Consider the following 21,262-nt stretch of genomic DNA (forward strand, 5'->3'; position numbering starts at 1 on the left):
TGTCCATAAGCAAGCTGCGATAAAATGTTCGTGGCAAGGGGCTGAGCATCACACGCCACGACCGATCAGATCATTGACCTTGCGCGCAAACACATCATTCTGAAACGGCTTCGTCATGACATGCATGCCCTGCTCCAGATGGCCGTGGTTGAGAACGGCATTTTTCGCATAACCGGTTATGAAGAGAACACCGAGGTCTGGCCGCGCCATGCGCGCCGCTTCTGCCAGTTGGCGCCCGTTCATGCCATTGGGCAAGCCGACATCGGTCACCAGCAGGTTGATCTGGGTGTCGGCATTGAGGATGGCCAGAGCGGATTTTCCGTCATCGGCTTCGAGAACCCGGTATCCGAGCTCTTCCAACTGCTCGACGGCAACCATCCGAACCAAGGGTTCGTCATCCACCACCAGCACCGTTTCACCGCCGCTCGATTGCGGTGCGGGTGCCTGTTGGGCTTCGCCACCTTCTTCCGCATCAGCCTCTGCGCCATGGCGCGGAAGGTAGATGCTGATCGTGGTGCCTTCACCAATTCTGGATTCGATGCGCACTGCGCCGTTTGATTGGCCTGCAAAGCCGTGCACCATGGAGAGGCCAAGGCCAGTGCCCTGCCCGATGGGCTTGGTGGTGTAGAATGGATCGAAGGCACGCGACATGACCTCTGCCGACATGCCTGTTCCGGAATCTGCAACGCACAGGCTGATATATTCACCGGCTTTAAGGCCCACTTCTTTTGCTGTGCGCGCATCCAGCCAGTGGTTTCCGGTCTTGATGGTGAGAGTGCCGCCATCGGGCATGGCATCACGCGCATTGATGCACAGGTTGAGCAGCGCATTTTCAAGTTGGCCCGCATCGACAAAGGTTGTCCAGAGATTGTCCGCCGCATCGGTTTGAACCTCGATGCTGGGGCCGATACTGCGATGGACAAGCTCCAGCATGCCGGTGACGAGAGCGTTCACATCGGTGGTTTTCGGGGCCAGCGTCTGGCGGCGCGAAAACGCCAGAAGCCTTTGCGTCAAGGCCGCAGCGCGTTTGGTGGCACCGGTTGCGCCAACGATATAGCGATCCAACTCGCCAACGCGCCCCTGCGCAAGACGCGTCTTCATCATCTCCAAGCTTCCGGCAATGCCAGCCAGAATATTGTTGAAATCATGCGCCAAGCCGCCGGTGAGCTGACCGATGGCCTCGATCTTCTGTGCCTGTCGCAACTGCTCCTGAGCATCGGCAAGCTCTTCTTCTTGAGCCTTGTAATCCGAGAGGTCCCGGCCGACCGCGATGAAATTCACATTGTCGGCTTCTGGCGACACGGTCCAGCCGATGGGCGTCCACACACCGCTCTTGGTCAGGATGCGGTTTTCAAACTTCGTCGGCTGGGCGGTCTTTGCCATTTCCACCAGTGCCGCCGTCGTTCCTGGCACGTCGTCAGGGTGGATGATATCGACGTAAGGGTTGGTCAGCAGCTCCTGCTCGCTCCAACCCAGAACCTTGCCCCATGCAGGATTGACGGCTGACATTTCACCGTCATAGCTGGCACGGGCCAGCATATCCTGCGAAAGCCGCCAGAGCTGATCGCGTTCGGCGCGGGCAATTTTCTCATTGGTCACATCGCGGATGATGCAGTAAATCTTGCCATTCTCTGGCACGCAGACCCAGGAAAACCATCGATATGCCCCGTCCTTGGTCCGGTATCTGTTTTCGACCTCAATGACAGCCTCACCATTTATCAGTGTGGCAAGAGCTTGATCTGCGTCTGCAATATCGTCCGGGTGCAGCAGATCGGAATAGGTGAAGCCGCGCATTTCATGGGCGGTGTATCCCAGCGTCTTGCCCCATGCGGGGTTGGTTGCCAGAAAACGGCCATCCACACCCATTACGGCGAGCATATCGGGGTTGATGTTCCATGTCGTGCCCTGTTCCAGCACGCGCTCCAGCACCTGCCGCTCCAGATCTTCATTCAGCGCTTCAAGTTGCCTTGCCGCCTTGACCCGCTCGGATGTATCGCGCAACACGGCAAAAACGCCGAGTGTGGTGCCATCTTCATCGGCCACCGGCGAATAGTCGAGATCCAGCCACACGTCTTCGGCAACGCCATTTCTAAACAGCGTCAGAGGCTGATCCTTATAGGATAGCGTTTTGCCAGCCATGCCCGACTTCATGACATGATCGTTGAACTCTGCGGCCTCCGGCCACGCCTCCCGAACGGCGGAGCCCATCAGACCGGGATGCCTTTTGCCCGCGATTTCGACATAGGCATCATTGTAGATCATCACGCCTTCATCTCCCCACATGGTGGCGATGGCAACGGGAGAACGCAGCATCGTCGCCACGATGGTCTGAATGGTCACGCTCCAGCTCTCAATGGGCCCAAGCGAGGTTTTGGACCAGTCGAAGCGATAGATGACGTCGGCCGCCTCGCCGCTTTCGGGCAAACAGGATGGCCGGGAAGAACCTGCGGGCATTCAAAACTCCAGACGCAAAAACGCTATAAGGCTTTTAAAGGTGTTTTCGTTCACCTCACAACGCAAGTTTTTGACATGACGGCCCTGCATATGAGGCATGGCCATCCATGGGCGCTCCATTCTGGCTCGCAAATCGAGTGTTGAGCAAACAGGGTTCAACAGAATTTTGTCCTTCTCTGTTCTGCAAGGAACCGCATATCACCACATGCGTTCACCGCTTCGCGTGGCCATGCTAAGGGCTAGCGCATGTCACACGTTCACCCGACCGACTGCCAACAGCCTTTTGCGCTGCCTGTTGAAAAGGCCAACGATGTGACCCTTTTTGGGCATGAGGCGGGATAAAGACATGGACTTTCCGAAAACTGTGAGCGCGGTAACCGCCGGTCCGACCTATCCGAAGACCGATGGGGCTTCGTCCAATATGCTTTCGGGAAGAACGGTGTTGATCCTGATCGGCGTGGCGTTTCTGCTGCGTGTGGGTGAGGATATCTTCATTCCGCTTGCGCTTGCCCTGCTTTTGTCGTTCACGCTGGCACCCATCGTTTCATTTTTGCGCAAGCGATCTGTGCCGAAAATACTGGCGGTGATTCTTGCCGTCATCTCAGCTTTCACCGCCATTGCTATTTTCAGCTTCATCGTGGCCACCCAGGTCGCCAATCTCGCCACCAACATTCCCACCTATCAGCGCAACATCGTCAGCAAGGTGCAAACACTGGCCCAAGCCGGTGCGGGCAACGGCCTGCTGGATCATCTGAGCAAGGTGGTGGAAAAGGTGGGCGCGGAAATACAGGTGAGAGCGGTGGAAAGTCAGGACGCCGCGGCGCCTGTGGCACCACCGCGCGAACCGATGCCGGTGGAAATCATAGCCCGCTCCAACCCGCTGCAGACGCTCGGAAACCTGATCCTGCCCTTGATCAGCCCCTTTGCTACGGCAGGTCTTGTCATCGTTCTCGTCGTCTTCATGCTTCTGGAGCGGGAAGATCTGCGCGACCGCTTCATCCGGCTGGTGGGCCTCAGTGATCTGCACCGCACCACCGCAGCGCTTCAGGATGCGGGCAAGCGCGTTGGCAAATATCTGCTCATGCAGCTCGTCGTGAATACGCTCTATGCTGTGCCCATTACCATTGGTCTGTGGGTGCTCGGCATTCCTAACGCCATACTCTGGGGGCTGCTGACGCTGGTCTTAAGGTTCGTTCCCTATATCGGCCCCGTCATTGGCATGATCCTGCCGCTGTTTCTGGCTCTGGCCATTGCGCCCGGCTGGTCGCTTGTTGCGTGGGTAGCTGCGCTGTTCATCACAATTGAAATCATCAGCAACAATGTGGTGGAGCCCTGGCTTTACGGATCGCATACGGGGCTTTCTCCGCTGGCCATCATCGTTTCGGCGATCTTCTGGTCGTGGCTGTGGGGGCCAATCGGGCTTATGCTCTCCACACCGCTGACCGTCTGCCTTGTGGTTCTGGGCCGCTATGTTCCGCAATTCGGCTTTCTGGACGTTCTGCTTGGCAATGAGCCGGTGCTGGAACTGCATGAAAAGCTGTATCAAAGACTGCTGGCGGGTGATCCGAACGAGGCGACCGACAATGCCGAGGAATATCTGAAGGAAGAATATCTCGTTGATTATTACGACAAGGTTGGGCTTCCTGCTTTGCTGTTGGGTGAGATGGACCGCCAGCGCGGTGTCATGTCCGACGCACAGATCGGGCTGTTTTCCAGCAGTTCGCTGACGCTGGTCGACAATCTCTCCGACATTGCCGACGAGGAAGAGAACGAAGAGGACGAGGCCGAGGCCTCTATCATCGTCAACGACCCGACCGAGTTGCCGGATGGGCGCGGCCAGACCATCCTATGTCTTGGCGGACGCGGAGCAATAGATGACGCTGCCGCTGCCATGCTCTCGCAGATCATCGAGATACAGGGTGCAGAGGTCTCATCAGCCAGCTATGCCGGATTTGCCGGTCGCGGCACGCAAGGGTTTGCCATAGATGGTGTCGAAACTGTCGTGGTCTCGTTCCTGAACGGTAATTCCAAATCCCATGCCCGCCAGATTATCAGGCGTCTGAAGCGGGCAAGGCCAAAATTGCGGGTGGGGATTTTGATGCCGACCGCCGACGGACAGAATTTCGGGCAGATCGATGCGGCCGAAATCAGCGCCGATTTCATCGCGACATCGATGAGCGAGGCAGCGCGGCTTGCCCTGACCAAATCCACGCCGAGGGAATTGACCGTTATCGCCAGAAAGATCGGTCGCCCAAGGCTGAAAGCCGTCAAGCCGATAGAGGCCGCCTAGAGCGTTTCCGGTGAACATGGTTCACCTTCAACGCTCTATCTGTTTGTTTTTACGCAATTCCGGACGCAAAACCGGTTCCCACTTTTGCTGGAATTGCTCTAGACGGCTGGCACTGGCTGCGGCCATCGAATAAGGGCTTCACGCCCGGCATCAGTCAGGCCATAAATGCCTCTGTCCAGACGTTCGAACCAACCATAGACATTGGACTGCAGGATTTTCGTGGCCTCGGGAATACGTTCCCTCACATCACGAACGCGCAAAGGTGCTTCAGCAAGAACGGCTGCGCATCCGAGCGCCTGCTGTCGATAAGCCGTCATGACAGGTGTGCGGGTGCTGCCGCCCAAAACCGGGTCGCCGCGCCTTTTCTGGTGCTCTCGCACCAGCCTCGAACGCCGCTTGGCGTTGGTGCGAGGCATGGGAGAAACGGATGCAACGATGATGCTGACATCGCCAAGATCTGATACGCCCAGCATGCCGATGCCGAGACGGCGGCACAGATCCCTGTAACGCTTGTCAGCCTCGCGCCCCTTGCCTTTGGCTGAAATTCTTGCCGCAATCCAGACCTCGTCGGAAACCGCAGCGCGGTCGACAGCCTGAAGGATAAGCTCAAGATTGAAGGTCAGCTTTAGCTCGCACACGACCACGACAGGCGGATCATCACCGCTCAGCCCCACCAGATCGCACCCGCTGATTTCCCCTTTTACGGAAAAGCCAGCGGCTTCCAGAAACGCTTTGACAGGCAAATAGAGCGAAGTTTCCATGCGGACTGACTATCAAATCAGCCTGTCATGGACAAGGTAACAGCCAGAACGTGATGTGCCGTCAAGGCCTCACGTGCAGGTCTTCACCAATCAGGCAGCACTCATATTTCTGACCGCGACCTCTTCGAACATCCGTCCAAGATTGAGAAAACAGATCATGCCGTCCGGCTGCGCGATGATACCGTCCGCATAGCGCATGCCCGGCGATACGCTGATCTCCGGTACTGGCTGAAGCATGTTTTCGGGAATCGTCAGAATATCCGAGACCCGATCGACGACCAGTCCCATCGCCAGACCATGAACCTCGGCCACAACGATGGCGCTCCGTTCATTGGGCTCAGTGCTGTCCATACCAAGCTTGTTAGCAAGATCGATGATGGGAATAACCGTGCCACGCAGGTTCATGACACCAATGACGTCGGGCGGCGAGTTCGGGATCGGCATCGCTGGGCCCCATCCCCGGATCTCGCGGATCGTTCTTGTCAGCACGCAGAACGTCTGATCGTGCAGCCTGAACGCGATGATTTCGAACGTGCCGGTCGAGTTAGGACCGCTTTCCGTAACAGACATCAGAATTCCCCCAGCTTCCCTTAGGCGCGGTGCTTCCCAAGAAAACACTCGCTATCTTGCCGACAAAGCGTTTTACAGACGATGCAACCAAGCGATGAGCGGTGAACACTACCTTAGCGATAGATAAGGTTTTATGCAACGCGCTTCCAAGCGGGAACTGCGAAATCAATTCGTGCGGCGAGGCGCTCGGGGTAGATCAAAGTTCAATGAGAGACTTATTCGGCTGCATCAAACAGCAATGGCTGGGGCGCCAGGATTCGAACCTGGGAATGCCGGTACCAAAAACCGGTGCCTTACCGCTTGGCGACGCCCCAACAGGGCAGTGGGCGAAGCGCCACGACCTGAATGCGGCCTGATTAGCAAAGCGCAATGGCAGCGGCAATCATTAAGTTGCGTGGCGCGCAATATTTCTTGTGTGTCGGTCTAATTCTTCATGTTACGTCAGGGGGTACGACGCCGCCGCCCTATCGTCGCAAGACCGGGGCTTCGTACACTGTGATGAATGCAGGCAGTGAGCATCATCAAAATCGAATACGAGTGAGCATTGACTGAGCCTATGACAGACCCGGAATTCAACCGCGATTTTCAGCCCGCTTATGGCAATGCGGTGCCTGTGGCCGATGGCGTGCAGCGCATCACTGTCAACAATCCCTCGCCTTTCACCTTTCATGGCACCAACAGCTATATTGTCGGCGAAAAATCCGTTGCGGTGATTGATCCGGGGCCGGATGACGATGCGCATTTTCACGCATTGATGGCCGCGCTGGAAGGCCGCGAACTGACCCATATTTTCGTCAGCCACACCCACCGCGACCACTCGCCACTGGCGGCGCGGTTGAGGCAGGCGACCGGGGCGCTGACCGTTGCGGAAGGGCCGCATCGCGCCGCAAGGCCGTTGCATGAGGGTGAGCGGAACCCATTTGCCGAAAGCTCGGATACGGATTTCGTGCCGGATATCGCGCTTGGCGATAATGAGAGCCTAATAGGTGATGGCTGGACACTGACGGCGCTGCATACGCCCGGCCACACGGCCAATCATTGCGCTTTTGCGCTTGAGGGTACAGGCATCGTCTTTTCGGCTGATCACGTCATGGCATGGGCAACGACCATCGTTGCGCCACCGGATGGTTCGATGAGCGATTACATGGCGTCGCTGACAAAGCTTCTGGAACGGGATGACAGGCTGCTTTTGCCCGGCCATGGCGGTCCGGTCAATGAACCCACTGCCTTCATGCGTGGCCTCCGCACCCACCGGCGCATGCGCGAAAAAGCCGTGCTGGCACGTCTGCATGCGGGTGACAGAACCATTTCTGACATGGTGAAAATCATCTACAGAAGCACCGACCCGCGTTTGCATGGCGCAGCTGCACTCTCAGTCCTCGCCCATATGGAAGACCTGCTGGAAAAAGGGCACGTGCAGACGGATGGTCCACCATCTTTGAACGGGCTTTATTTTCCGACCTGAAAGGCGAGCCGCGCAGTGCGTCAGTTGTCGTTGAGGCCCTGCATTTCGGCGTCCAGCGCATCGAGATAGGCCTCGGCGATTTTCGCGCCCATGCCCAGATCATGGGGGCCAAAGCGCGACGCAACGCGCACATCCACCAGCGTGGTTTCAGTGTCTTCCCGCAGCCTTATGAGAACATCAAAGCGAAGGCCCCAGATGAGGCTGCGCGTCTCGCCCTGCATCACAACCACGCCGCTGCCATTGAAGAAGGTCGGTGCCGGAGCCTCTGCAGGGCGAGCCAGAGGCACAGGCACATTGGCCGGCAACTCCTCGACCGGCGTGTCGCTTGCTCCTTCGTTCTGGTCCTGCTGCGGCATGCCGGGCTGCGTATCCGGCAGCGAACCGATCAGACCATCGGTGTGGGAAATGCGGATGCGCTCGGCTTTCGCAACCTTGCGGGCCGCCGCATAGACGCGGTCGATGGCGCCTTCATAGCGGTGGCCTGCAAGGCTTGGATAGGCTGCTACCTGCACATCCCTCTCCGCTTTGGAAACGATGAGCGGGCGCGGCAGCCATTGCTGGTTGGCGGTTGGGATGGATAGCCAGTTCGGCGCATCCAGCACATCTGTCGTCACATCGTAAATGTGGGGCTTTTGCCAATAGAGAAAGCCCGCAAATGCCACCACGCCCAGAGGGATGGCGGCGAAGAAGATGGCGCAGAGCGACCACAGCCCGCCTTTCGCGCCTGTTGACCACAGCCGCTGCAAGCCGATGAGGGCCAAGAGCAGCGCGACAGCGGCAATGGCTGCGGAGATGAGCGTGAGCGAGATGAAGTCCGGCAATGTGAGCGGACCGAAGCGATGCAGGGGGGCCGCGACCAGAAACAGAAGAAGCGCTGCCAGCGCGAGATATCGGGAAAGATATGCCGCATAGGACACGGGCCGAACGAAACGCACAGTCATGGGGCGGCACCTGGCTTGGCATGTCACTGCTGCAAACACTTAAACCGTTTGCACGACATGCCCTAGTATTTCAACAAGAGCGTTTCGCGCAAAACATCCAATTTTGCAGGGAATCGCCGGGACATCACGTCATAATGGGTTTTGGGTTGAAATGGAATCGACCCACCCCTTGAACAGCGTATGGTCGGCGTTTTGTGCACTTTTCTCAAGGCGCGAACAATCGTATCAATGGATACACAGGGCAGTTCAGTTTGCTGCCATCAAGGAGTTATCATCATGCGCGTTTCCATCGCTCTCGGCACAATCGCAACCGTGCTATCGCTGTCATCCTGCCAGACACTGACGCCGGAAGAACAGCGCGCCCGCGACGAAACGACCTGCCGTGGCTATGGCTTCCGCCCCAACACCGATCCTATGGCCGGTTGCCTGCTGGATCTTGACCTCGACCGTCGCGCCGACACACGCGCCTGGCAAGCGCAATCCAGCCGCGACATGTTCTACCGCCCCGTGGTGGTGGAGCGCAGGATCATCGTGCAGAACCGTTAGACCAAAGGTTACACCTTGGCGGGGATAGCCCTGAACGGCACGACCTTCGAGACGGTTTTCGCGTTGCGCTTATCCGCCATGGCAAGGGTTGCCTGCGCCGCAGACAGCCTCGCAATCGGCACGCGGAAGGGCGAGCAGGAGACGTAATCCAGCCCCACATCCTCGCAGAAATGGATGGAGGTCGGATCACCGCCATGCTCACCGCAGATGCCGAGTTTCAGCTCTGGCCGGGTCTGGCGACCACGGTCGGCGGCGATGCGGATCAGTTCACCCACGCCATCGAAATCCAGCGAGACAAAGGGGTCACGCTCGATGATGCCCTTGCGCTGGTAGGTCTCGATAAAGCGGGCCGCGTCATCACGGGAAATGCCGAAGGTCGTCTGCGTCAGGTCGTTGGTGCCGAAGGAGAAGAATTCCGCAGCCTCGGCAATGACGTGAGCCCGCAAGGCAGCGCGTGGCAGCTCGATCATGGTTCCGGTCAGATATTCCAGCGTCATGCCGGTTTCCTGTGCCACCGAGACGGCGACACCATCGATGACGGCGCGGACATAATCCAGCTCTGAACGCAGACCGACCAGCGGCACCATAATCTCCGGCACCACGGGTGCGCCAGTGAGACGGGCGGCTTCCACCGCCGCTTCGAAAATCGCACGGGCCTGCATTTCGGCGATTTCAGGATAGGAGATTGCCAGACGGCAACCGCGATGGCCGAGCATGGGGTTGAATTCGTGCAGCGCATCCAGCCGCTGCCGGAACAGGGTTTGCGACATGCCCATGGCGGCGGCAACCTCGACGATTTCGCCATCGGTCTTGGGCAAAAATTCGTGCAGTGGTGGGTCCAGCAAACGGATGGTGACCGGCATGCCGTGCATGATGGAAAACAGCTCGGTAAAATCCTGCCGCTGCATGGGCAGCAGCTGATCGAGTGCGGCGCGCCTGCCCTCTTCAGTTTCAGCAAGGATCATTTCCCGCATCACCTGAATGCGGTCGCCCTCGAAGAACATGTGCTCGGTGCGGCACAGGCCAATGCCTTCCGCGCCGAATGCACGCGCGGCGCGGGCATCTGCCGGGGTATCGGCATTGGTGCGCACCGTCATGCGCCGGGTGCTATCGGCCCACTCCATCAGCTTGGCGAAATCGCCTGAGAGTTCCGGCTGGGTCATGGGGACCTCGCCCTTCATCACACGGCCGGATGAGCCGTCGATGGTGATGACATCGCCCCTTTTCAGCATGCATCCCACGCCGATCAACACATTGCTGCGCAGATCCACCCGCATGGAGCCAGCGCCGGAAACGCAAGGTATGCCCATGCCGCGCGCGACGACGGCCGCATGGCTGGTCATGCCGCCACGGGTGGTGAGGATGCCTTCTGCGGCGTGCATGCCGTGAATATCTTCCGGGCTCGTTTCCATGCGCACCAGAATCACCCGGCGGCCCTCTGCTTTGGCAGCAACCGCCTCATCAGACGTGAAGACGATTTCACCGGATGCCGCACCCGGCGAGGCCGGAAGGCCAGAACCGATAATGGGGCGCTCGACAGATGGATCGATGGTGGGGTGTAGCAACTGGTCAAGCGATGAGGGCTCGATACGGCAGATGGCCTCATCCTTGGAAATCAGCCCCTCCGCCACCATGTCGACGGCAACCTTCATCGCCGCCTTGGTCGTGCGCTTGCCCGCGCGGGTCTGCAACATCCACAATTTGCCGCGCTCAATGGTGAATTCCATATCCTGCATATCGCGGTAATGGCCTTCCAGGCGCTGGCAGATGCCGATGAATTCCGCGAAAGCCTCCGGCATCAGCTTTTCCATGGAGGGTTTGTCGGAGCCGGAACAGATGCGTGCATCTTCGGTGATGGATTGCGGCGTGCGAATGCCCGCGACCACATCTTCGCCCTGCGCATTGACCAGAAACTCGCCGTAAAGCTCCTTTTCTCCAGTCGATGGATTGCGGGTGAAGGCGACGCCGGTGGCCGAAGACGAGCCTAGATTGCCGAACACCATGGCCTGCACATTAACCGCCGTTCCCCAGTCTCCGGGAATATTGTGCAGATGGCGATAGGTTACGGCGCGGGTGTTCATCCAGCTTGCAAAGACGGCACCGATGGCGCCCCACAATTGCACCTGCGTATCCTGCGGAAAGGGATCGTCAAGCTCTTCCTCGATCAAGCCCTTGTAGAGCGAAACGATATGCTGCCATTCACCGGCGGAAAGCTCGGTATCATATTCATGGCCGAGGCGGCCCTTCTCGTCTTCGAGAATTTCCTCGAAGATTTCATGGTCGAGCCCCATCACCACATCAGCATACATCTGGATGAAACGGCGGTAGCTATCCCATGCGAATCGGGCGTCGCCGGAAATCTCGGCCAGCGCCTGCACGGTTTCGTCATTGAGGCCGAGGTTGAGTACCGTATCCATCATGCCGGGCATGGAGGCGCGCGCGCCGGAGCGGATCGAAAGAAGCAGCGGCTGAGGTCCCGCACCAAAGGTGCAGCCAGTGATGGCTTCCATGCCGCGCAAGCCAGTGGTGACCTGAAGTTTCAACTCTTCCGGGAGGCATCGGCCACCCTGATGGTAGCGCGCACAGGCTTCGCTGATGATGGTCAGGCCCGGAGGAACAGGCAGGCCGAGGCTTGCCATTTCGGCCAGATGGGCACCCTTGCCACCCAGCACGGCGAAATCGCTCGCACGCCCTTCGGCGGCCCCGTCGCCGAATGTATAGACCCATTTTTTCATTCTACGCTCTCCACCCAGAAGCGTTCTATTTTTCAACCCTTTACAGCATTGTCATAGTGTTGGAAACGGCAGTTCTTGCACCATTGCACGGCAGTGCAGCATAAATGCGGCGCATGTGTTGATAAAATCAAACCGCCCGCGACGAGCGCGAGCGGAATGGATGGCTTCTAAAGTGGATCAGTTCTGCTGTGAGCTCGGGCTTAAAACTCTTCCCAACCGGATTTGGCAGCGGCATTGCCATTGAAGGCCGCCGTAATCTTGCGGCCCAATGCGCGGGCAGGAGATTGAACCGGCCGTTCCGCTGACGTGGCCTGCCGCACCGGCGCCTCGTAACCTCCCTCCGCAAGCTTGAACTGACCCAGCAGGCGGTTGAGCGAAGCGGCCTCACGGGCCAGACCATGGCTGGCTGCCGTTTGCTCTTCGACCATGGCGGCGTTCTTCTGCGTGTCCTGATCCATCTGGTTCACAGCCGTATTGATCTGCTGCAGACCGGACGACTGCTCCTGTGCCGCATCCACAATCGCCACAACGTGACGGTTGATGTCCTGCACTTCAGCCACGATAGCTTCCAGTGCACGCCCCGTTTCGCCAACCAGTTGCACGCCCTGTTGAACCTGAGTGTTGGATGTGGTGATCAGGCCCTTGATATCCTTGGCGGCATTGGCGGAGCGTTGGGCCAGTTCGCGGACTTCCTGAGCAACGACAGCAAAGCCTTTGCCTGCCTCACCCGCACGGGCTGCTTCCACGCCCGCATTTAGCGCAAGAAGGTTTGTCTGGAAGGCAATCTCGTCGATGACGCTGATGATTTTGGAAATTTCAGACGAAGACTTTTCGATCTGCTCCATGGCGACAACAGCATTGCGGACCACCTCACCGGACTGCTCGGCACCAGTGCGGGCCTTTGCCACGATATGGCCGGCTTCCTGGGCGCGTTTTGTGGAATCCTTCACCGTGGTGGTGATCTCTTCCAGAGCCGCTGCGGTTTCCTCGACCGATGCTGCCTGCTGTTCCGTACGCCTGGCCAGATCATCGGCAGCGGCGCGGATTTCATTGGCAGCTGCATCGATGCCGCGGGCATTTTTGGCCACCTGGCTCAGCGCAGACTGAAGTTTTTCGGCAGAGGAATTGAAGTTTTCACGCACCGCATCGAGATGTGCGGCAAAGGGCTGGCTAATGCGGTAGGACACATCGCCGTTGGAGAGACGCGACAGCGCGGATGCCAGATTATCGACAGCAAAGCTGGTGTCTGCCGCTTCCCTCGCCTTCTGCTCCTCGCGGGCAAGGCGTTCCTTCTCCGACAGGCTGCGATTGGCGTCAGCTTCTGCCTCCAGACGGATACGCTCAATGGCGTTGTTGCGGAAGATGACGACATTTTGTGCCATTTTTCCGATCTCGTCCTTGCGATCAGCGCCGGGAATTTCCAGATCGACATTGCCTGACGCCAGCGATGACATGGAGCCCGTCATCAATTGAATGGGCTTGATAACGCCGCGGGTGACGATGAGAACGGAAATAGCGGCAAGCGCCACGGCAATCGCACCGAGGACAGCCAGGGTTTGCAGGATGAAATCTCTAAGATCATCACCGGCCACCAAACCGTCCTTGGCTGCGGTCAATTGTATGTCGATCAGTTTTGAAACGGATTCCCCCAGGGGATCGATGATTGCATAGAGTTGGGTATCGGCAAATTTGCTGATTTCTTCCAGATTACCACCCTGCAAAAGCGTGATGACGCCCTGTAGTTTCTGGTCCGCCGATTGGCGCAAGAGCTGGAATTCGTCGGCAAGCCGTTTCTCGTCCACCGTGAGATACGTCGCCATATAATCCGTCCAGGACTTCTCGATGCTCTGCATAGCACCCCGGATGCTCTGGACACCCTGGTCAGTGGTCAGCGCACCACCACTCACCTTGTGAACGGTGTCCACAATCTTGACGGCATAATCATCGGAAATGGATTTAAGCTGCGCCATGGGCACAACACGGTCCGCCACGATGCTGTGCAGCAATTTTCCTTCTTCATTCAATGCATAAAGTGAGAACAAGGAGGTCACGGCAAGTATTGCAACAAGAAAAAATACGCATGATAAAAGCTTAGAACGAATAGACATAGATATCCTCTTGAGCAGCTCAGAACCGCGAAATCGCGGTGGCTCGTATGGCATTGGACGATGTACAGAATGCGTGATGAAGAGTGATATCGAACTATTAATTAGATATGAATCATGTGTGATATGGCAATGGATTCAGTAATTTACACGCCTCCTGATCAAGTGTCGACAGCTTCGCGTGAGAACACCAATCAGAGGGTGTGTAATAGTTTATTAATATTTCCTGAAAACCAACCATTGAGAGAAACTATAAGGCAGCACTTAACAGGAATTGATAAATATCAAAAACGTGCCGTTACGTCAGATCCGACTGCGCAGGCATTTATTTTTATAAAATGATGAAAAAAACGACGATCAGGCGCTTAAACGGCTTCGATCAACCGCTCTGCCATCTGCAAATCGACGGAAACAAGTTGCGAAACGCCCTGCTCGGCCATGGTCACCCCGAACAGACGGTCCATGCGCGCCATGGTAATGGGGTTGTGGGTGATGATGACGAAGCGCGTTTCGGTGGATGCCACCATCTCGTCCATCAGGTTGCAATAACGCTCGACATTGTGGTCATCCAGCGGCGCATCCACCTCGTCCAGCACGCAGATGGGTGCGGGGTTGGTGAGAAACACGGCAAAGATCAGCGCCATGGCCGTCAAGGCCTGCTCGCCGCCGGATAGCAGCGTCATGGTCTGCGGCTTCTTGCCCGGTGGGCGGGCGAGAATTTCCAGCCCGGCTTCCAGCGGATCATCCGATTCGATCAGTTGCAGTTCCGCCGTGCCGCCGCCGAACAGGTGGGTGAACAGGCGCTGGAACTGCGTGTTGACGATATCGAAAGCGGCGACCAGACGCTCGCGGCCTTCGCGGTTGAGATTATGAATGCCCGCCCGCAGTTTGCGAACGGCGTCAATAATGTCGTCGCGTTCCTTGATGAGCGCCGCGAGTTTTGCCGAAAGCTCGGCCTGCTCTTCCTCGGCACGCAGATTGACGGCGCCCAAACGTTCACGCTCGATTTTCAACCGATCCAGATCCCGCTCGACATCGCGGATTTCCGGCATGGGCGCGTCCACGGCAAGGCCCGTCAGGCGGAAGGCCATATGCGGCTCGACATTCAGCGCTTCACGAATGCGGTGCTCGCCTTCCTGACGCTTTTCGCGGGCCGAAACCAGACGTTCTTCCGCACGCCCGCGCTTTTCACGGGCTTCCGCCAGTTCGGACAAGGCAATGGTTGCAACGCGATCCGCCTGACGCTGATGGTTTTCCGCCTCCACCAGCTGGTCGGCGGCAAGACGCCTCGCCTCTTCCGTCTTTTGCAACTCCGTCAGAAGATTGCGGCGCTTCTCATCGAATTCTTCAGGCGCGATATCCAGTTCGGCAAGCTCGTCACGGGCCTCGTCTTCACGCTCACGAAGCGTGGCAATGTGGCCGCTGGCGCTTGCCGCGCGGGCCTGCCATGTGGCGCGCTCCTGCGCGATGGCGTTGATGCGGCGCTGGCGCACCTCGGCCTCACGGTTCAAACCTTCGTGCCGCGCACGGGCCTCGGCCAGCAGGCTGCGGTCAGTTGCCACCTCCAGCTGGGTTTCCTTGAGGCGCAGGTCGATATCGGAGAGATCGGCGGCGTCTTCCAGTTCGATCAGGGTATTTTCTTCCTGAGCAACGATGTCCTCGATCTGCCCGCCGATCTGCTTGATGGCTTCAGACACGACATCGCGGCGGCGCAAAAGATCGCCGGAAGCACGCTCGGCCGTGGAAAGCGCATCGCGTGCATCCACAAGCTGGCGGGATGCGAGGCGACTTCTTTCCCGCGCATCGGCAAGCTGGCTCTCGGCGGAGGCAATCTCGTCAGCGCATGTCGCAAGCTGCTCCTGCGCTTCATCAAGCGCATAGCGGGCCTCTTCGCTCTCGTTTTCCAGTTCCGCCAGGCGGTTCTTTTGCGAGAGCCTGAGCGCGGCATTGCCCGGCGCATCGGCACCAGTAATATGGCCATCCCAGCGCACCAGCGCGCCGTCTTTCGTCACCAGCCGCTGGCCGGGCTTTAGCGCGGACATCAGCCGCATGGCTTCGTCCATGCTAGAGACCAGACCCGTCTGGCGAAGAGTGCGGTTCAAAGCCTTGGGGCCATCGACATGCGAGAGCAGCGACGCAACACCTGCCGGTAGCGCCGGGTCATCCGCACCATCACCATTGTCAGTCCAGTATGCGGCAGCGGCGGAATCGAGCGGACTTTCCAGATCATCCCCAAGTGCCGCACCAAGGGCTGCTTCAAAGCCGCGCTGCACTGTCAGCTCTTCGGCAACGGGCGTGAACGAGCCGGAGACGGCACCGGCTGCCAGCATTTTTGAAATGGTGCGCGCTTCGGTTTCCAGCGCATTGAGGCGGCTGCGCGCAGCCTCAACCGGGCCTCGCGCCAGAGCTTCGGCGGACCGTGCATCGGCAACAGCGGTCTCGGCATCCTCCACCACGAGCATCGCGTCTTCGACCGCAATTTCTGCCGCTTCTACGCTTTCACGCTTTTCCGATGGATCAGGCAGATGGGACAGCTTTTCATCGATGTTTTCAATTTCGCCAGCTGCTTCCGATGCCTGACGGTCCAGACGCGCCTTCCGGTCGGCAAGATCACGAATGGTTCGTTCCAATTGTCCGCGATTGGCGGCGGCGTCTGCACGCTGCGCCGTCAAGGCGGTGAAAGCCTGCTCACTCCGGGCCAGCTGGTCTGATGCTTCCTCGAAGGCTTGGCGCGTTTCTTCAGAATAGCGACCAGCATCGGCCAGCATCTCCTGAATTTCCGCCTCTTCCTCATCAAGGCGCGCCAAAATGTCGGCATTGTCGGCGACCATGCGTTCTTCACGCACAATATCCTCGCCCAATTGCGCAAGGCGGCGGGCAAGCTCATCGCGACGGCGCAGAATGCGGTTGGTTTCTTCGTCCAGCTGGGTCCGGGCAATCTGCAGGCGTTGCAGGGCAGCGGCAACTCTGGCTTCGTTTTCGCGCAGTTCAGGCAGCCTCAAGCTGGCAATGGCCTGCTCCTTGGCCGCTTCCATCTGCCGTTGCGCTTTTTCGGCCACGATGTTGGTCGCCTGATTGAGCGCGCTGTCCGCCTCGCCTTCCGCCTGCTTGGCCTCCACCCAGCGAATATGCAGCAGCGTTGCCTCGCGGGCGCGAATATCTGACGATAGCATCTTGAAGCGGCTGGCCTGTCGCGCCTGCCGTTTCAGGCTTTCGATCTGGCTTTCAAGCTGGGCGGTAACATCTTCCAGCCGCTCGAGATTTGTCTCGGCAGCGCGCAGGCGCAGTTCAGCTTCGTGGCGGCGCGAATGCAGGCCGGAAATGCCAGCGGCCTCTTCCAGCAACTGACGTCTCGCCTGTGGCTTGGCATTGATGAGCTCGCCGATGCGGCCCTGCCCGACCATGGAAGGCGAGCGCGCGCCGGTGGAGGCATCCGCAAACAGAAGCTGCACATCCTTGGCGCGGGCTTCCTTGCCATTGATACGATAGACCGAGCCGTTTTCACGCTCGATGCGGCGTGTGACCTGAATTTCATCCGCATCATTGAAGGCTGCGGGCGCGGTGCGGTCGGAATTATCGAGATAGAGACCGACTTCGGCGGTGTTGCGGGCTGGACGGTTGCCGGAGCCGGAGAAGATGACGTCATCCATGCCGGAGGCGCGCATGTTCTTGTAGGAGTTTTCACCCATCACCCAGCGCAGGGCTTCCACAAGATTGGACTTGCCGCAGCCATTGGGGCCGACAACGCCGGTCAGGCCCGGCTCTATGATGAATTCGGAGGGCTCGACAAAGGATTTGAAGCCGAGAAGACGCAGCTTGTTGAATTTCATGCCGCTGCTCTATCGTCAAAAAAAACGGGCGCACGGATGTATCCGTCGCCCGTTTTTGTCAGGTAACGTCTATTAGAGCAGGCTGTCGACAAGCGCCGACATTTTTTCAACAGACATATCTCCAGCGTAGCGCTTTCCATTGATGATGAAGGTCGGGGTCGAATTGACGCCGAATTCCGTCGCACCGCGTTGCATCGTTGCGTTCACATCATCCAGAAGCTTCTGGTTCGTCAAGCAGGCCTCGAAGGTCTCCTGTGAAAAACCGGCCAGTTTCGACATTTGCAGCAGGGCTGCGCGTGCATCCTGCGCCGTTGCCCAGCTCTGCTGCTGCTTGAACAGCATGGAAACGAACGGATAATACTGCTGCTCTGGCGCGCAACGGGCCAGCATGAAGGCGGCAGCGGCACGCGGATCAAACGGGAATTCCCGGATAACGAAGTAGACCTTGCCGGTGTCGATGTACTTCTTCTTGATTTCTTCAAATGTGGTGTTGTGGAAATGGGCGCAGTGCGGGCAGGTCATCGACATGTATTCGACGATCTTGACCTTCGCATTCACGTCTCCAAGACCACGGTCCGGCAGCGGGCCGGGCTTCATGACCGCGTCCATATCCACATTGCCGGATGATTCGGGCAATTCCTGCGCAAAGGCGGAGCCCGGTGTCAGTGCGAATGGCAGGGCGACAGCAACTGCGGCCAGTGCAACACCGCCAAGCAGGCTGCGGCGAGAGATATTGAATTCTGGAAAATGCATCTAGCACCTGTGTGTGAAAGACTGAAATTGTCTACAATTGCGATATAGTGGCTGCCCGAGCAGAACAAGCGGCCATTTCTTTTCTTCTTGTCAAAGAATTGTGACCAGTCAAGGACCGTCTGGACTTAGACCTGCGTCAAATCGTGCCACGGCGGACGCGCTTTTGCAAAACCGCAGTGCCCAGACGTTCAACCGCCTTGCGCAGCACATCGCTTTCAATGCCGTCCATCATGCCTTCCAGCCGCTTTGCGGCATCACCACGCAGCGGCTGTGGCTTAGGGCGACGGTTGAGCGTTCGCGACACGGGTTTCTGAACGATCCTGATCTGGCGCACGGCGGGAAAGCCGAAGAAACCGTTGATGCGAGCAATCAACTCCCCCTGCGCATGGGTCAGAAACAGGGCGCGGGCACCTTCGCAGGCAATGGTCAGCACGCCCGCCTGATAGCCACCGCGATCCGGCCCCTCATCGCGCCGCGGCCAGGTGATCTTTTCCGGCCGCGTGCAATCGGCAAAATCCGCACCGGCAATTTCATCCCAGGAGCCAAGAAGCGCGGTGCTGATACCGGCTCTCTTGGCCAGAACGGGATCGATGATGCCGTTTGCGATTTCGGCAATCTGGATAACGCCTCTGCGTGGCTTTTTCATTTTGAACTCGTGCACTCATGGCTTGATCGACGCAAGCGGATGGACCAAGTATAGGCCCAATATGAGGGCCACAGCAAACCATGCTTCAGAAAACTGACAACCCGCCTTACGCGGACGTGCTGCTGGCATGGTACGACCGGCACCACCGCGACCTGCCATGGCGCACATCACCGCCCATGGCGGCCAAGGGTTTGCGGGCCAATCCCTATCATGTCTGGCTGTCTGAGGTGATGCTGCAGCAGACCACTGTACAGGCGGTAAAACCCTATTTTGCCAAGTTTCTGGCGCTCTGGCCCAGGGTCGAGGATCTGGCTGCCGCGCCCAGTGATGACGTGATGGCGGCATGGGCAGGGCTTGGCTATTACGCCCGCGCCCGCAACCTTAAAAAGTGTGCCGAAGCGGTTGCCAATGAGCATGGCGGCATCTTTCCCGACACCGAGGAAGGCCTGAAAAAACTTCCCGGCATTGGCGATTATACGGCGGCAGCCGTGGCGGCCATCGCGTTCAACCGTCAATCGGCGGTGCTGGATGGCAATGTGGAACGGGTCATTTCCCGCCTGTTTTGCATCGACGCGCCCCTGCCCGGCTCCAAGCCCGCCATGAGGGCAAAGGTGGCGCAGATTACGCCCGCTGACCGTCCGGGCGATTTCGCGCAGGCCATGATGGATCTGGGTGCAACAATCTGTACGCCGAAGCGTCCGGCCTGTGCGCTCTGTCCCTATAAGGACCACTGTCTGGCGCTGGCGCAGGATGAGCCGGAACGTTTTCCGGTGAAAGCTGCCAAGAAGCAGAAGCCGGTGCGTTTGGGTGCAGCCTACGTTGCGGTGAACGATAAGGGTGAAATTCTTCTTCGCCGGCGGATCGAAACCGGCCTGCTGGGTGGCATGACAGAGGTGCCGACGACCACATGGACATCACGCATCGATGGCGGCACCGGCACAGACCACGCGCCCTTTGCTGCAAACTGGGAAGCGGCGGGCAGCATTACCCACGTCTTCACACATTTCGAACTGCGGCTTTCAATCTACCGCGCCGAGGTAACGAGCGCCGACATGCGGCTGACCAATGACGGATGGTGGGAGCCGGTCACAAATCTTGATGCCCAGGCCCTGCCAACGGTGATGAAAAAAGCCATCGCACAGGCTATTCCATTGGCCTTCGACACTGCTTAGGAAACATTGATGCCCAAGATCAACCATATCGTTTTCGACATCGGCAAGGTTCTGATCCATTATGATCCGAACATTCCCTATAGCCGCATCATTCCAGATGCGCAGGAACGGGCGCGGTTCTTCGAAACCGTTTGCACCCACGAATGGAACCTGGAACAGGATCGCGGGCGCAGTTGGGAAGAAGCAGAAGCGCTGCTTCTGGAAACCCACCCTGAGAGAGAAGATCACATTCGCGCCTTCCGTCTGCACTGGCACGAAATGGTGTCCCACGCCTATGATGATTCCGTCGCCATTCTCAAAGGTCTGATTGATGGCGGTCACGACGTGACGATGCTGACCAATTTCGCATCCGACACGTTCCGGGAAGCACAGAAGATGTATCCCTTCCTCACCCTGTCTCGCGGCGTGACGGTTTCAGGCGATGTCGGCCTGATCAAGCCGGATGTAGCGATCTACAAACTTCACGCCGAAACCTTTGGCCTCAACCCGGCAACCAGCATCTTCATCGACGATTCACTCGCGAATGTCGAAGGTGCGAAGGCTGCGGGCTGGGAGGCGGTTCATTTTAAAGATGCGAAGACATTGAAAGCGGATCTGGCCGCGCATGGCGTCCACGCTTGAGATGAGAATGGCTGGTGCAGGCGAAAATGGCGGTCTTCTACCTGCACCAGTCTGGCTGCAAGCAACCAGATTAGTAAATCTCGATCTCGGGAAAGTTGCCGTCTTCGTTCTTCGGTCCCGGCATCCCTGACATCATTTCTCATATCCGGGCAGGTCCGTTGGCGGCTTGCTATGGCTCCCTTGCACCGACTAGCTAAAGACCCATACTTGCCCCAGGCTTTCCAGGCAATTGATATGCTTAAGAAATTTCTGATATGATTAACGACGGATACACAGACGCCCGGCGTTCAGAGAAGGCCGGGCGTCTGTTACTCTTCATCCGGGACTGAAGGTACTAAAAACCGGACGAAGTATGCGCGGCGGGTAGACCCGC

Annotated in this window: 14 protein-coding genes and 1 tRNA gene; 5 read left to right on the plus strand and 10 right to left on the minus strand. The window is 58.2% G+C overall.

Annotated elements, in window-relative coordinates:
- Positions 1 to 48 precede the first annotated feature (48 nt).
- The gene (locus IFT53_RS01620; protein ID WP_192063581.1) at positions 49 to 2,454 is read right to left on the minus strand and encodes a hybrid sensor histidine kinase/response regulator; all 2,406 of its coding nucleotides are present in this window, start codon (positions 2,452 to 2,454) and stop codon (positions 49 to 51) included.
- Positions 2,455 to 2,800: 346 nt separating this feature from the next.
- Between IFT53_RS01620 and IFT53_RS01625 the strand changes: the two genes are divergently transcribed.
- The gene (locus IFT53_RS01625; protein ID WP_192063580.1) at positions 2,801 to 4,744 is read left to right on the plus strand and encodes an AI-2E family transporter; all 1,944 of its coding nucleotides are present in this window, start codon (positions 2,801 to 2,803) and stop codon (positions 4,742 to 4,744) included.
- A 98-nt stretch (positions 4,745 to 4,842) separates the two neighbouring features.
- Here the strand turns inward: IFT53_RS01625 and IFT53_RS01630 are convergent, their stop codons facing one another.
- The 3 genes from IFT53_RS01630 to IFT53_RS01640 form a co-directional block, all read right to left on the minus strand.
- Entirely contained in the window at positions 4,843 to 5,505 is a 663-nt protein-coding gene (locus IFT53_RS01630) for a DUF2161 domain-containing phosphodiesterase (protein WP_192063579.1), read from the minus strand.
- Between the two features lie 90 nt (positions 5,506 to 5,595).
- Positions 5,596 to 6,075: a chemotaxis protein CheW gene (locus IFT53_RS01635; RefSeq protein WP_042618212.1), complete on the minus strand. Its 480-nt coding sequence runs from the start codon at positions 6,073 to 6,075 to the stop codon at positions 5,596 to 5,598.
- A gap of 239 nt (positions 6,076 to 6,314) precedes the next feature.
- Positions 6,315 to 6,389 (minus strand) — tRNA-Gln (locus IFT53_RS01640).
- Positions 6,390 to 6,631: 242 nt separating this feature from the next.
- On the opposite strand from IFT53_RS01640, the gene IFT53_RS01645 reads away from it, so the two are divergent.
- Complete coding sequence (locus IFT53_RS01645) at positions 6,632 to 7,540, plus strand: MBL fold metallo-hydrolase (RefSeq protein ID WP_192063859.1); 909 nt, start codon at positions 6,632 to 6,634, stop codon at positions 7,538 to 7,540.
- 20 nt (positions 7,541 to 7,560) lie between these two features.
- On the opposite strand, the gene IFT53_RS01650 is transcribed toward IFT53_RS01645, so the two are convergent.
- A complete protein-coding gene (locus tag IFT53_RS01650) occupies positions 7,561 to 8,481 on the minus strand; it encodes a DUF1499 domain-containing protein (protein ID WP_192063578.1) in 921 nt (306 codons plus the stop codon).
- Positions 8,482 to 8,757: 276 nt separating this feature from the next.
- On the opposite strand from IFT53_RS01650, the gene IFT53_RS01655 reads away from it, so the two are divergent.
- Positions 8,758 to 9,027, plus strand: coding sequence for a hypothetical protein (locus IFT53_RS01655; RefSeq protein WP_192063577.1), 270 nt, complete (start codon positions 8,758 to 8,760; stop codon positions 9,025 to 9,027).
- Positions 9,028 to 9,035: 8 nt separating this feature from the next.
- Here IFT53_RS01655 and ppdK read toward each other — a convergent pair whose 3' ends face one another.
- The 5 genes from ppdK to IFT53_RS01680 form a co-directional block, all read right to left on the minus strand.
- Positions 9,036 to 11,762, minus strand: coding sequence for a pyruvate, phosphate dikinase (gene ppdK / locus IFT53_RS01660; protein ID WP_192063576.1), 2,727 nt, complete (start codon positions 11,760 to 11,762; stop codon positions 9,036 to 9,038).
- Between the two features lie 200 nt (positions 11,763 to 11,962).
- Positions 11,963 to 13,870 carry a HAMP domain-containing methyl-accepting chemotaxis protein gene (locus IFT53_RS01665; RefSeq protein ID WP_192063575.1) on the minus strand — a complete coding sequence of 636 codons (1,908 nt, stop codon included), beginning with the start codon at positions 13,868 to 13,870 and terminating at the stop codon, positions 11,963 to 11,965.
- A 362-nt stretch (positions 13,871 to 14,232) separates the two neighbouring features.
- Positions 14,233 to 17,697 carry a chromosome segregation protein SMC gene (gene smc, locus IFT53_RS01670; RefSeq protein WP_192063574.1) on the minus strand — a complete coding sequence of 1,155 codons (3,465 nt, stop codon included), beginning with the start codon at positions 17,695 to 17,697 and terminating at the stop codon, positions 14,233 to 14,235.
- Positions 17,698 to 17,769: 72 nt separating this feature from the next.
- Positions 17,770 to 18,450, minus strand: coding sequence for a DsbA family protein (locus IFT53_RS01675; RefSeq protein WP_192063573.1), 681 nt, complete (start codon positions 18,448 to 18,450; stop codon positions 17,770 to 17,772).
- A 136-nt stretch (positions 18,451 to 18,586) separates the two neighbouring features.
- Complete coding sequence (locus IFT53_RS01680; protein WP_042618197.1) at positions 18,587 to 19,096, minus strand: DUF721 domain-containing protein; 510 nt, start codon at positions 19,094 to 19,096, stop codon at positions 18,587 to 18,589.
- An 80-nt stretch (positions 19,097 to 19,176) separates the two neighbouring features.
- On the opposite strand from IFT53_RS01680, the gene mutY reads away from it, so the two are divergent.
- Positions 19,177 to 20,268: an A/G-specific adenine glycosylase gene (gene mutY, locus IFT53_RS01685; protein ID WP_192063572.1), complete on the plus strand. Its 1,092-nt coding sequence runs from the start codon at positions 19,177 to 19,179 to the stop codon at positions 20,266 to 20,268.
- Positions 20,269 to 20,277: 9 nt separating this feature from the next.
- Positions 20,278 to 20,889 (plus strand): HAD family hydrolase, encoded by a 612-nt coding sequence (locus IFT53_RS01690; protein ID WP_192063571.1) that lies wholly within the window; start codon positions 20,278 to 20,280, stop codon positions 20,887 to 20,889.
- The last annotated feature ends 373 nt before the right edge of the window (positions 20,890 to 21,262 follow it).

The organism is Rhizobium sp. CFBP 13644 (assembly GCF_014842165.1).
GTDB classification, from domain to species: domain Bacteria; phylum Pseudomonadota; class Alphaproteobacteria; order Rhizobiales; family Rhizobiaceae; genus Agrobacterium; species Agrobacterium tumefaciens_C.

What these genes read in the sequence shown, in the direction of transcription:
- IFT53_RS01620 (WP_192063581.1), bottom strand. Translation starts at nt 2,454, where the DNA reads ATGCCCGCAGGTTCTTCCCGGCCATCCTGTTTGCCCGAAAGCGGCGAG.
- IFT53_RS01625 (WP_192063580.1), top strand. Translation starts at nt 2,801, where the DNA reads ATGGACTTTCCGAAAACTGTGAGCGCGGTAACCGCCGGTCCGACCTAT.
- IFT53_RS01630 (WP_192063579.1), bottom strand. Translation starts at nt 5,505, where the DNA reads ATGGAAACTTCGCTCTATTTGCCTGTCAAAGCGTTTCTGGAAGCCGCT.
- IFT53_RS01635 (WP_042618212.1), bottom strand. Translation starts at nt 6,075, where the DNA reads ATGTCTGTTACGGAAAGCGGTCCTAACTCGACCGGCACGTTCGAAATC.
- IFT53_RS01645 (WP_192063859.1), top strand. Translation starts at nt 6,632, where the DNA reads ATGACAGACCCGGAATTCAACCGCGATTTTCAGCCCGCTTATGGCAAT.
- IFT53_RS01650 (WP_192063578.1), bottom strand. Translation starts at nt 8,481, where the DNA reads ATGACTGTGCGTTTCGTTCGGCCCGTGTCCTATGCGGCATATCTTTCC.
- IFT53_RS01655 (WP_192063577.1), top strand. Translation starts at nt 8,758, where the DNA reads ATGCGCGTTTCCATCGCTCTCGGCACAATCGCAACCGTGCTATCGCTG.
- ppdK (WP_192063576.1), bottom strand. Translation starts at nt 11,762, where the DNA reads ATGAAAAAATGGGTCTATACATTCGGCGACGGGGCCGCCGAAGGGCGT.
- IFT53_RS01665 (WP_192063575.1), bottom strand. Translation starts at nt 13,870, where the DNA reads ATGTCTATTCGTTCTAAGCTTTTATCATGCGTATTTTTTCTTGTTGCA.
- smc (WP_192063574.1), bottom strand. Translation starts at nt 17,697, where the DNA reads ATGAAATTCAACAAGCTGCGTCTTCTCGGCTTCAAATCCTTTGTCGAG.
- IFT53_RS01675 (WP_192063573.1), bottom strand. Translation starts at nt 18,450, where the DNA reads ATGCATTTTCCAGAATTCAATATCTCTCGCCGCAGCCTGCTTGGCGGT.
- IFT53_RS01680 (WP_042618197.1), bottom strand. Translation starts at nt 19,096, where the DNA reads ATGAAAAAGCCACGCAGAGGCGTTATCCAGATTGCCGAAATCGCAAAC.
- mutY (WP_192063572.1), top strand. Translation starts at nt 19,177, where the DNA reads ATGCTTCAGAAAACTGACAACCCGCCTTACGCGGACGTGCTGCTGGCA.
- IFT53_RS01690 (WP_192063571.1), top strand. Translation starts at nt 20,278, where the DNA reads ATGCCCAAGATCAACCATATCGTTTTCGACATCGGCAAGGTTCTGATC.